This is a genomic window from Bradyrhizobium sp. AUGA SZCCT0431, from assembly GCF_018131065.1.
GTDB lineage: Bacteria > Pseudomonadota > Alphaproteobacteria > Rhizobiales > Xanthobacteraceae > Bradyrhizobium.
In genome coordinates this window covers 57,958-70,296 of sequence record NZ_JAFCLR010000001.1, presented here as the reverse complement: position 1 = coordinate 70,296, position 12,339 = coordinate 57,958, and the positions used below count along the sequence as shown (strand labels likewise).

The following is a 12,339-nucleotide window of genomic DNA, read 5'->3' as shown; positions in this document are numbered from 1 at the left end:
GTCCTGATGGCGCGGGTTAATCTGCGGCGTTCAGTCGCTCAGATATTCCGGATACCGCGCCCTGATCTGGGCGAGTTCGCTGAGCGTTCCCGACAGATGGGTGCGCAGATGCTTCTGCGCCCCGTCCGGATCGCCGGCGTCGATCGCTTTGGCGATCAGCCTGTGGTGCCGCACGATGTCCTGCGCCTTGCCGGGGGAGGGCAGATGCAGCCGACGCAGCCGGTCGATATGGCCACTGCGGCTGCGCACCAGCGTCCAGATGTCCTGCTTGTCGGCCGCCGTGTAGAGCTGGGCGTGGAATTCATTGTCGGCGGCCATGAATTTCTCGAACTCGCCGGCCTTGGTGAATTGCTGTTGGCGCACGATTGTTCCATTCAGCTCGGCGACGAAGGCTTCGTCATGGCTGATCGCCAGCCCGCGCACGATCTCCAGCTCGACCGCCTGCCGCAAGAAATGCGCCTGCTGGGCCAATCGCACATCGACCCGGCTGACCACGGTCGCATATTGCGGGAACACGTCGACCAGGCCTTCCTCTTCGAGCCGCATCAGGGCGTCGCGGATCGGCGTCGAACTGATTCCGAACTGCCCGGCCAAAGCGGCCCGCGACAGCGGCGATCCCGGCGGCAGCTCCAGCGAAATGATCATGCCGCGCAGACGCTCGAACACCTGGGGTGCAGCCTGCCGGTCACGGTCGAGCCGCTCGGGGGAGCGCGGCGCGGCGCGGCGGGCGGCGATTGGCGTTGGACCCATCGGAACAACGGTCCTTTCAGAAGGTGCTTGCCTCAAATACACTAATACATTAGTGCATCTCCCCCAAGGGCGTCAATGCGTAGAGACCGCCGGAGGAAACCAACGATGAAGAACATGATGTGGCGCGCCGCTGCAGGCGCAATCGCGGCACTCGGAATGGCGCTGTCGGGCTCGCCCGCGCTGTCGCAACAGAAGAGCGAGATCGCGCTGTCGCGGCAGCCCGGCATTTTCTACATGCCGTCGCACATCATGGAAAAGCAGAAGCTGATCGAAAAGCACGCCACGGCGCTCGGCGTGCCCGGCGTGTCAACCAAATGGATCAATCTGAGCGGCGGCGGCGCGCAGACCGACGCGTTGCTTGCCGGCGGCGTCGATATCCTCAACACCGGCACCGGCAATCTGCTGTTGCTGTGGGATCGTACCCGCGGCGGCGTCAAGGGCATCGTCGCGACGTCGGCGCAGCCGATGACGCTGATCAGCCGCGACGCCCATATCAAGTCGCTCAGGGATATCGGTCCCAACGACAAGATCGCGGTGCCGACCGTCAAGGTCTCGACACAGGCCATCGTGCTGCAGATCGCAGCCGCCGAGCTGTTTGGCGCCGATCAATGGTCGAAGCTCGATCCCAACACCGTACAGCTCGGTCATCCCGACGCCTATGTGGCGATGACCAACGCCCAGCACGAGGTTCGCAACCATTTTGCGATCCCGCCGTTTACGTTCCTCGAACTGAAGAACGTGGCCGGCGCACATGTGGTGCTGTCGTCGCCCGACGTGATGGGCGGGCCGCTGAGCCAGGCGCAGTTCTTCACGACCACCAAATTCGCCGACGCCAATCCGAAGATCGTCCAGGCGGTGCGCGACGCCACCAAGGAAGCGCAGGACCTGATCCGCAGCGATACCAAGGCAGCCGTCGAAATCTACAAGGAAGTCACCGGCGACAAGACCAGCGTCGAGGATCTGCTGGCCTGGCTCAAGGAGCCCGGCATGATGGAGTGGAACCTGCAGCCGCAGGGCACCATGAAATTCGCCAACCATCTGTTCAAGGTCGGCACGCTGAAGACCCAGCCCAAGGCGTGGACCGAGTATTACCTGCCGATGGCGCATGATCTGAAGGGCAATTGACGCGATGACGGCGCTTCTCGACGTCAGCGACGTAACGCTGCGCTACAAGACTTCGAGCGCGGTGGTGACCGCGACCGAGCGGGTCAGTTTTACGGTCGATCGTTCCGATCGTTTCGTGCTGCTCGGTCCCTCCGGTTGCGGCAAGTCGACGCTTTTGAAGGCGGTCGGTGGCTACATGACGCCGAGCGAAGGCAAGATGCGGATCTCGGGCCGGGAGATCACGGAGCCCGGCGCCGATCGGATGATGATCTTCCAGGAGTTCGACCAGCTGCTGCCCTGGAAGACCGTGCTGGAAAACGTCATGTTCCCGCTTCTGATGACGCGGCGGCTGCCGCGCAAGGAGGCCGAGGTCCGCGCCCGCGCCTACATCGAGAAGGTCAGCCTCACCCGCGTCGTCGATTCCTATCCGCATACGCTCTCGGGCGGCATGAAGCAGCGCGTTGCGATCGCGCGCGGTATGGCGATGGAGCCGGATATCCTCTTGATGGACGAGCCTTTCGCCGCGTTGGACGCTCTGACGCGGCGCACCTGCCAGGACGAATTGCTGCAGCTCTGGTCGGAAACCAAATTCACGGTGCTGTTCGTCACCCATTCGATTGCCGAAGCAATCAAGATCGGCAACCGCATCCTGCTGCTGTCGCCGCATCCCGGACGGGTCAAGGCCGAAATTATCGACGTCGATCAGGTCTCCAGCGAAGACGGCAGCGCCGCTCGGCTCGAGAAGCAGATTCACGATCTGCTGTTCTCGAACGCGGACAACGAAGCCGCCGCGGTACATTAGAGCATGATCCGGAAAAGTGGGTGCCGGTTTTCCCTCGCGACAAACGCGGAACGCGTTTGCGCGGAGATCATGCTCAAACAAAAGGATTGAGCGCGCGATGGGCGAAGCGAAAATTTTGATGCGCGACACCTCCGCCGCAGCCGCGTCGGTAGAGGTCGAGCGTAAGCTTTCGGTGCCGGAACTGCTGTGGAACGACGGCTTCGTTCGCAAAGCCGTGATCATTCTCTTCCTCGCGGTGGTGTGGGAAGTCTACGGCACTTACCTCGACAATCCGCTGCTGTTCCCGACCTTTCATGACACCATCGTGACCATGTTCGAGAAGGTGCGTGACGGTACCATTCCGCTCCGCGCCTGGGCTTCGCTGAAGGTGCTGTTCATGGGGTACAGCGCCGGCATCATTCTCGCCGCCATCTTCACCATTCTGGCGATCTCCACCCGCATCGGTACGGATTTCCTCGAAACCGTGACCGCGATGTTCAACCCGTTGCCGGCGATTGCGCTGCTGCCGTTGGCGCTGATCTGGTTCGGGCTCGGCAATGGCAGCCTCGTCTTCGTGCTGATCCATTCGGTGCTGTGGCCGGTCGCGCTCAACACCCATTCCGGCTTCAAGAGCGTGTCGAACACGCTGCGGATGGTCGGCCGCAATTACGGCCTGCGCGGGCTGCCTTATGTGGCGCGCATCCTGATTCCGGCGGCGTTCGGCTCGATCCTGACCGGCCTGAAGATCGGCTGGGCGTTCGCCTGGCGTACGCTGATCGCCGCTGAACTCGTGTTCGGCGTCTCATCCGGGCAGGGCGGGCTCGGCTGGTTCATCTTCGAAAACCGCAATCTGCTTGACATACCTGCTGTCTTCGCCGGCCTGTTGACGGTGATCATCATTGGCTTGATCGTGGAAAACCTGATCTTCCGCACCATCGAGCGCAACACCGTCCAGAAATGGGGTACTCAATCATGAGCAGCAAAAACAAGACCCCCGACCAGCTTCGCAGCGCGCGCTGGTTCGCGCCCGACGATCTTCGCGCCTTCGGTCATCGCTCGCGCGCGATGCAGATGGGTTACGCGCCGGAGGAGTGGAAGGGCCGTCCCGTCATTGCGATCCTCAACACCTGGTCGGACGCGCAGCCCTGCCACATGCATTTCAAGTCCCGCGTCGACGACGTCAAGCGCGGCATCCTGATGGCGGGCGGCTTTCCGATGGAGCTGCCGGCGCTGTCGCTGTCGGAATCGTTCCTGAAGCCGACCACGATGCTCTATCGCAACATGCTGGCGATGGATGCGGAGGAATTATTGCGCGGCCATCCCGTCGATGGCGTCGTACTGATGGGCGGCTGCGACAAGACCACGCCAGGTCTCTTGCTTGGCGCCACCAGCATGGGCCTGCCGACGATCTATCTTCCGGCCGGGCCGATGCTGCGCGGCAACTGGAAGGGCAAGACGCTGGGCTCGGGCTCGGACGCCTGGAAATTCTGGGACGAGCGGCGCGCCGGGAAAATCTCCGACAAGGATTGGGTCGATGTCGAGGCCGGCATTGCCCGCAGCTACGGCACCTGCATGACCATGGGCACCGCCTCGACCATGACCGCGATCGCCGAGTCGATCGGCATGACCTTGCCGGGCGCTTCCTCGATTCCCGCGGCCGACGCCGGCCACATCCGCATGGCCTCGGAATGCGGCCGCCGCATCGTCGAGATGGTGTGGGAGGATCTGACGCCGAACAAGATCCAGACCCGCAAGGCTTTCGAGAACGCGATCACGGTGGCGATGGCGATGGGCTGCTCGACCAATGCGATCATCCATCTAATCGCGCAGGCCCGCCGCGCCGGCCAGGACATCGGGCTCGACGATTTCGAGATCGCCAGCCGTAAGGTGCCCGTGATTGCCAATGTGCGCCCGAGCGGCGACAAATATCTGATGGAGGATTTCTTCTATGCCGGCGGCTTGCCGGGCCTGATGAGCCGCATCAGGGAGCATCTGCACCTCGACGTCATGACCGTGACCGGCCAGACGCTCGGCGAGAACATCGCGCGCGCCGAAGTTTATAATGACGACGTCATCCGCACCGTGAATGACCCGATCTATGCCGAAGGCGCGCTCGCGGTGCTGAAGGGCAACCTCGCGCCCGATGGCTGCGTCATCAAGCCGTCGGCCTGCGAGCCGCGCTTTCTCAAGCACACGGGACCGGCGCTGGTGTTCGACGATTACCCCTCGATGAAGAAAGCGATCGACGATCCCAATCTCGATGTGACCGCGGATCACGTCCTGATCCTGCGCAACGCTGGGCCGCAGGGCGGTCCGGGCATGCCGGAATGGGGCATGTTGCCGATCCCGACCAAGCTGGTGAAGCAGGGCGTGCGCGACATGGTGCGGCTGTCGGATGCGCGCATGAGCGGCACCAGCTACGGCGCGTGCATCCTGCATGTCTCGCCGGAATCCTATATCGGCGGCCCGCTGGCGCTGGTGAAGAACGGCGATCGCATCACGCTCGACGTCAACGCCCGCACCATCAACCTCGATGTGCCGGAGGCGGAGCTGGCAAAGCGCCGCGCGGAATGGAAGGCGCCTGAGCGCCGGTTCGAGCGGGGCTATGGCTGGATGTTCACCAAGCACATCAAGCAGGCCAACGAAGGCTGCGATTTCGATTTTCTGGAGACTGGCTTTGGCAAGCCGGTAGGGGAGCCGTCGATTTATTGATTGAGTCGTCGTTCCGGGATGGTCTGAAGGACCAGACCCGGAACCTCGAGATTCCGGGTTCGTGCTTTGCACGCCCCGGAATGACAGGAGAGAGACGTTACCAAACAAAAAACATCTGGAGGAGGACCACCCATGAGCATCACACGACGCAACATCCTCGCCGCAGCCGGCGCCACCGCGGCCACCACGCTTCTCTCGCGTGCCGCAGGTGCGCAATCATTCCCGTTCACGATGAACCAGCGCTATCCCGATCCGTCGGTGCAAATCCTCGATCCGAGCTTTGCAAAATACCGGATCTATTCTTCTACGATCGAACAGGTCGCTACCGGGATGCGTTGGGCCGAAGGCCCGGCCTATTTCCCGGAGGGCGGCTATCTCCTGTACTCCGACATCCCGAACAACCGGATCATGAAGTTCGACGAGAAGACCAACCAGACCAGCGTGTTCCGGAGCCCCGCCAACTATGCCAACGGCAACACGCGCGACCGCCAGGGCCGTCTCGTCACCTGCGAGCACTCGGTGACCCGCCGTGTCACCCGCACCGAGAAGGACGGCAAGATCACGGTGCTGGCCGACAAGTTCGAAGGCAAGCGGCTGAACGCGCCGAACGACGTCGTGGTGAAGTCCGACGAGAGCATCTGGTTCACCGATCCCTTGTTCGGCATCAATGGCGAGTGGGAGGGCAACAAGGAAAAGCCCGAGCAGGCCACCACCAATGTCTACCGCATCGACAAGGACGGCAAGATATCAGCCGTCATCACCGACATCGTCAATCCGAACGGCCTGGCGTTCTCGCCCGACGAAAAGAAGCTCTATGTCGTCGAGTGGAAGGGCACCCCCAACCGCAGCATCTGGGCCTATGACGTCAACGCCGACGGCTCGATTGGCAGCCGGACCAAGCTGATCGACGCCGCCGACCAGGGCGCGCTCGACGGCTTCCGGGTCGATCGCGACGGCAATCTGTGGTGCGGCTGGGGCAGCAATGGCGCGCTGCAGGGCGAACCGACCGAAATCGGCGGCCGAAGAGTGTTCCAGCTGAAGGGCAAGTCCGAAGACCTCGATGGCGTGATGGTGTTCAACTCCGCCGGCAAGCCGCTCGCCTTCATCCGGCTGCCGGAGCGTTGCGCCAACCTCTGTTTCGGCGGCCCGAAGAACAACCGGCTCTATATGACGAGCTGCCACTCCGTGTACGCGCTTTACGTGGAAGCGCATGGGGCGGTGTGATTAAAGTTGTCGTTCCGGGGCGCGAAGCGAACCCGGAACCTCGAGTTTCCCCGGTGCGCAATTGCGCACCTGAGGTTCGATGCTGCACATCGCCCCGGAATGACGAACAGGGAAAGACCATGACAAAACTGAGCGACGCCACCCGCAACAAACTCAAAACCGTCTCCACCGCCACCGTCGCCACCGCGCTGTTCAAGCGCGGCTTCCGTATCCAGATGATCCAGGATGTGCATCCGCTCGGGCCAAATCAGCCGGTGCTGGTCGGCGAAGCCTTCACGCTGCGCTACATGCCGGCGCGCGAGGACCTCAACAAGATCGAGGTGTTCCGCGACCGTGCCCATCCGCAGCGCAAGGCAATCGAGGACTGCCCGCCCGGCGCGGTACTTGTGATGGACAGCCGCAAGGATGCGCGCGCGGCTTCGGCTGGCGCGATCCTGGTGACGCGGCTGATGAAGCGCGGCGCGGCCGGCGTCATCACCGACGGCGGCTTTCGCGATTCGGCTGAAATCGCAGCCCTCGGCTTTCCCGCCTACCACCAGCGGCCGAGCGCGCCGACCAATCTGACGCTGCACCAGGCGATCGAGATTAACGTGCCGATCGGCTGCGGCGACGCGCCGGTGTTCCCCGGCGACGTCATTCTCGGCGACAGCGACGGCGTGATCGTGATCCCCGCGCATCTCGCCGACGAAATCGCCGACGAGGCGGTCGAGATGACAGCGTTCGAGGATTTTGTTACCGAGGAAGTGCGCAAGGGACGATCGATCCTGGGCCTCTATCCGGCAACCGACGAGCAGACGCCGAAGGATTTTGCGGCTTGGCGCAAGGCCAACGGGCGGTAATATGCCGCCGGCTGGCACCAACGCTTTTTTCTCCAACAGTGAGTCCACATCATGCTGATGTTCAACAATCTGATCGACGGCGAATGGCTGTCCGATGGCGCCCGCGCGCCCAACGTCAACCCGTCCGATACCAAGGACATTGTCGGCCAGGCGGTGCGCGGCACGCGCGCGCAGGCCGAGGCCGCGATATCAGCTGCAAAGGCCGCATTCCCGGCCTGGTCGCGATCGACGCCGCAAGTGCGCTACGACATCCTGAAGAAGGCGTCGGACGAGATCCTCGCGCGCAAGGATGAACTGGGCCGGCTGCTGTCGCGCGAGGAAGGCAAGACGCTGCCGGAAGGCGTCGGCGAAGTCGCGCGCGCCGGGCAGATCTTTGCGTTCTTTGCCGGCGAATGCCTGCGGATGGCCGGCGAGAAACTCGCCTCGGTGCGCCCCGGCATCGACATCGAGATCACGCGCGAAGCGCTCGGTGTCGTCGGCCTGATCACGCCGTGGAATTTCCCGATCGCGATACCGGCCTGGAAGATCGCGCCGGCGCTGGCCTATGGCAACACCGTGGTGATCAAGCCCGCCGACCTCGTGCCGGGCTCGTCGTGGGCGCTGGTCGATATCCTGCACCGCGCGGGCCTGCCCAAGGGCGTGCTCAACCTCGTGCTCGGGCGCGGCTCCGAAGTCGGTGCGGTCCTGCTGGAGCATCCTGATGTAGCGGCGATCAGTTTCACGGGGTCCGTTTCCACCGGTCAGAAAGTCGCGGCGGCCTGCATCGCCTCGCGGCCGATGAAGAAGTTTCAATTGGAGATGGGCGGCAAGAATCCGCTGGTCGTTCTCGACGACGCGGACCTGAAGGTCGCCGTGGAATGCGCCGCCAATAGCGCGTTCTTTTCCACCGGCCAGCGCTGCACCGCCGCTTCGCGCCTGATCGTCACCGCCGGGATCCACGACAAATTCGTCGAGGCCCTGACCGAGCGGATGCGCGGCCTGAAGATTGACGATGCCGTCAAGGCCGGTACCGATATCGGCCCCGTCGTCGATCAGAGCCAGCTTGATCAGGATCTCAAATATATCTCGATCGGCAAGGATGAGGGTGCAAAACTCGCATTCGGTGGCGAGCGTCTCAACCGCGATGCGCCCGGCTTCTATCTGCAGCCGGCCTTGTTCACTGACGTGAGCAACACCATGCGGATCGCGCGCGAGGAAATTTTTGGGCCGGTGGCCGCGGTCATCAGGGTCAAGGATTATGCCGAAGCGCTGGCGACCGCGAACGACACCGACTTCGGCCTGTCATCCGGCATCTGCACCACCAGCCTGAAATACGCCAGCGACTACAAGCGCAATTCCGAAGCCGGCATGGTGATGGTCAATCTGCCGATCGCCGGCGTCGATTACCACGTGCCGTTCGGTGGCCGAAAAGGCTCCAGCTTCGGCGCCCGCGAACAGGGCCGCTACGCGGCGGAGTTTTATACGACGGTCAAGACGGCCTACACGTTGCCGTAGCCACCGTCATGCCCGGGCGTAGCCGTCCGAAGGACGGCGTCGCTTCGGCTCGCCTATGCCCGGGGCATCCACGTCTTATCAGTAGTCGACGCACCAAAGTCGAGGATGGCCGGGTCAAGCCCGGCCATGACGAGTTCAACGGTCGTCCCCACCGCCCACAGTGCGAACGCCGTAACGGCCGCACATTCGCCGTCTCACTCGGCCGGATGACGCGCGATATTCCCCACCGATGCCTCGCCATGTTGCGTCAGCGGCCGGTTGCCAGCCAAGGCGCGCAGCAGCACGTAGAACATCGGCGTAAAGAAGATGCCGAACGCCGTGACGCCGATCATGCCTGAAAACACGGCCACCCCCATGGCATGACGCATCTCGGAACCTGCGCCGGTGGAGATCACCAGCGGCACCACACCCATGATGAAGGCCAGCGAAGTCATCAGGATCGGCCGCAGCCGCAAGCGGCTGGCTTCGATCGCGGCTTGCACCGGCGTACGTCCGGCGAACTCCAGCTCGCGCGCGAACTCCACGATCAGGATGGCATTCTTGGCCGACAGTCCCACCAGCACGATCAAACCGATCTGCGTGAATACGTTGTTGTCGCCCCTGGTCAGCCAGACGCCAAGCATCGCCGCCAGCAATCCCATCGGCACGATCATGATGATCGACAGCGGCAGGGTCAGGCTCTCGTATTGCGCGGCGAGCACCAGGAATACCAGCAATAGCGCCACCGGAAACACCACCAGCGACGAGTTGCCGGCAATGATTTCCTGATAGGTCAGGTCGGTCCACTCGAACGCGATGCCCTTCGGAAAGGTCTCTGCCGCGATCTTCTCCACCGCTGCCTGAGCCTGCCCGGTCGAATACCCGGGCGCCGCACCGCCATTGAGGTCGGCGGTGAGGAAGCCGTTGTAACGCATGGCGCGTTCCGGCCCGGCGCTCTCCTTGATTTTCAGCAGCGCCGACAACGGCACCATCTCGCCGGTGTCGGAGCGCACCTTCAACAGCCCAACATCGTCGGCGCGGGCGCGGAATTTCGCGTCCGCCTGCACCCGCACCGAATAGGTGCGGCCGAACTTGTTGAAGTCGTTGACGTAGAGCGAGCCGAGATAGATCTGCATGGTATCAAACACGCTGGTGACGGGCACGCTGAGCTGCCGCGCCCGGGTGCGGTCGATATCGGCATAAAGCTGCGGCACGTTGACCTGATAGCTGGAGAACAGCCCGGCCAGTTGCGGCGCCGCGCCGGCCTTGGCGATGAACGCTTTGGTGGCGTCGTTGAGCGCCTCATAGCCCAGCCCGGCGCGATCCTCGATCTGCAGCTTGAAGCCGCCGATGGTGCCTAATCCCGCCACCGGCGGCGGCGGGAACATGGCAATGAAGGCTTCCTGGATCGCGGAAAACTTGCCGTTGAGCTGGCCGGCGATCGCGCCCGCGCTGAGATTGGCGGCCTTCCGCTCTTCAAATGGCTTCAAAGTAACGAACACGATTCCCGAATTGGAGCTGTTGGTAAAACCGTTGATCGACAGGCCGGGAAACGCCACGGCGCTTTCAACGCCCGGCAGCTTCAAGGCGATATCGCCCATGCGGCGGATCACCTCTTCGGTGCGGTCCAGCGTCGCGCCGTCAGGCAGTTGCGCGAAGCCGACCAGGTACTGCTTGTCCTGGCCGGGAACGAAACCACCGGGCACCGCCTTGAACAGCCCATAAGTGACGCCGATCAGCGCGACATAGGCGACCATCACGATCGCCCGCCGCGAGATCACCCGCTTGACGCCGCTGCCATAGGCCTCCGAACTGCGGTGGAAAAAGCGGTTGAAGCGTTGAAAGAACCAGCCAAGCACGCGGTCCATGCCGCGGGTCAATGCGTCCTTTGGCGCGTCGTGCGATTTCAGCAGCACCGCCGCCAGCGCCGGCGACAGCGTCAGCGAATTGAACGCTGAAATCACCGTCGAGATCGCCACCGTCAGCGCGAACTGCTTGTAGAACTGGCCGGTCAATCCGGTAATGAACGCCAGCGGCACGAACACCGCGATCAGCACCAGCGCGATCGCGATGATCGGTCCGGTCACTTCCTGCATCGCCTGATACGCCGCTTCCTTTGGCGTCAGCCCCTGCTCGATGTTGCGCTCGACGTTCTCGACCACGACGATGGCGTCATCGACGACAATACCGATCGCCAGCACCAGCCCGAACAGTGTCAGCGCGTTGATCGAGAAACCAAACACATGCATGACGGCAAAGGTGCCGATGATGGAAACCGGCACCGCGATCAGCGGAATGATCGACGCACGCCAGGTCTGCAGGAATAGGATGACCACCAGCACCACGAGGGCAACGGCTTCCAACAGCGTGTGCACCACCGCCTCGATCGAGGCGCGAACGAACTGCGTGGGGTCGTAGACGATGCTGTAATCCATGCCGTCGGGCATGTTCGCCTTCAGCTCGACCATCATCTTGCGGACGGTGTCGGAGATCTGGATCGCATTGGAACCCGGCGACTGGAAGATCGGCACCGCGACCGCGGACTTGTTGTCCAGCAGCGAGCGCAGCGAATAGTCCGCGGCACCGAGCTCGATCCGGGCGATGTCGCGCAGCCTCGTGACTTCGCCATTGGCGCCGTTCTTGACGATGATTTCGCCGAACTCCTCCTCGGTCTGCAGTCGTCCCTGCGCGTTGATGGAAAGCTGCAGATCGAGCCCGACTTCGCTTGGCGACGCGCCGACCACGCCGGCGGCGGCCTGCACGTTCTGGGCGCGGATCTCGCGCACCACGTCGGAAGCCGACAGCCCGCGCTCGGCGACCTTCTGTGGATCGAGCCAGACCCGCATCGAATAGTCGCCGGAACCGAACAACTGTACCTGGCCGACACCTTCGATGCGCGCCAGCCGATCCTTGACGTTGAGCACGGCATAGTTGCGCAAATAGGTCATGTCGTAGCGGCCGTTCGGCGACAGCAAATGTACCACCATGGTGAGGTCGGGCGCGCTCTTGATCGTGGTGATGCCGAGGGTGCGGACCTCGGCTGGCAGTCGCGGCTCGGCCTGCGCCACGCGGTTTTGCACCAGTTGCTGTGCCTTGTCGGGATCGGTGCCGAGCCGGAACGTGACGTTGAGCGTCATCAATCCGTCCGTCGTGGCCTGGCTGCTCATATAGAGCATGCCTTCGACCCCGTTGATCTGCTCCTCGATCGGCGTCGATACCGTCTCGGCGATGACCTTGGGGTTGGCGCCCGGATATTGCGCGCGCACCACCACTGTCGGCGGCGCGACTTCCGGATATTCCGAGATCGGCAACGCCGGCAGCGACAGCAGGCCCGCCACAAAGATCAGGGTCGACAGCACGCCCGCAAAAATCGGTCGATCGATGAAGAATCTGGAAAAGTTCATGGCACTGTCTCGCTGATATCGGCGCTGCGAAGCGCAAGGGTCCCGGCGCGGC

At 63.1% G+C, this 12,339-nt stretch carries 9 protein-coding genes; 7 read left to right on the top strand and 2 right to left on the bottom strand.

What is annotated here, in order from left to right; translation table 11 throughout:
- Positions 1-30 precede the first annotated feature (30 nt).
- Positions 31-750, bottom strand: a complete 720-nt coding sequence (locus JQ567_RS00270) for a GntR family transcriptional regulator (protein WP_212436955.1) — start codon at positions 748-750, stop codon at positions 31-33.
- 117 nt (positions 751-867) lie between these two features.
- Here JQ567_RS00270 and JQ567_RS00265 point away from each other — a divergent pair, with 117 nt between their 5' ends.
- The 7 genes from JQ567_RS00265 to JQ567_RS00235 all read left to right on the top strand — a co-directional run bounded on the left by JQ567_RS00265 (position 868) and on the right by JQ567_RS00235 (position 8,904).
- Positions 868-1,875 (top strand): ABC transporter substrate-binding protein, encoded by a 1,008-nt coding sequence (locus JQ567_RS00265; protein WP_409363569.1) that lies wholly within the window; start codon positions 868-870, stop codon positions 1,873-1,875.
- Between the two features lie 4 nt (positions 1,876-1,879).
- Entirely contained in the window at positions 1,880-2,656 is a 777-nt protein-coding gene (locus JQ567_RS00260; RefSeq protein ID WP_212436953.1) for an ABC transporter ATP-binding protein, read from the top strand.
- Positions 2,657-2,753: 97 nt separating this feature from the next.
- Positions 2,754-3,611, top strand: a complete 858-nt coding sequence (locus JQ567_RS00255) for an ABC transporter permease (protein WP_212436952.1) — start codon at positions 2,754-2,756, stop codon at positions 3,609-3,611.
- Positions 3,608-5,347, top strand: coding sequence for an L-arabinonate dehydratase (araD, locus tag JQ567_RS00250; RefSeq protein WP_212269048.1), 1,740 nt, complete (start codon positions 3,608-3,610; stop codon positions 5,345-5,347). Before JQ567_RS00255 ends, araD begins: the two co-directional genes overlap by 4 nt.
- Before the next feature lie 132 nt (positions 5,348-5,479).
- Positions 5,480-6,571, top strand: coding sequence for an SMP-30/gluconolactonase/LRE family protein (locus tag JQ567_RS00245; protein ID WP_212436951.1), 1,092 nt, complete (start codon positions 5,480-5,482; stop codon positions 6,569-6,571).
- 119 nt (positions 6,572-6,690) lie between these two features.
- Positions 6,691-7,410 (top strand): ribonuclease activity regulator RraA, encoded by a 720-nt coding sequence (locus JQ567_RS00240; RefSeq protein WP_212037453.1) that lies wholly within the window; start codon positions 6,691-6,693, stop codon positions 7,408-7,410.
- Positions 7,411-7,461: 51 nt separating this feature from the next.
- Positions 7,462-8,904 (top strand): aldehyde dehydrogenase family protein, encoded by a 1,443-nt coding sequence (locus JQ567_RS00235; protein ID WP_212436950.1) that lies wholly within the window; start codon positions 7,462-7,464, stop codon positions 8,902-8,904.
- A 194-nt stretch (positions 8,905-9,098) separates the two neighbouring features.
- Here JQ567_RS00235 and JQ567_RS00230 read toward each other — a convergent pair whose 3' ends face one another.
- On the bottom strand, positions 9,099-12,287 hold the full coding sequence (locus tag JQ567_RS00230) for an efflux RND transporter permease subunit (protein ID WP_212436949.1): 3,189 nt from the start codon (positions 12,285-12,287) through the stop codon (positions 9,099-9,101).
- Between the last annotated feature and the right edge of the window lie 52 nt (positions 12,288-12,339).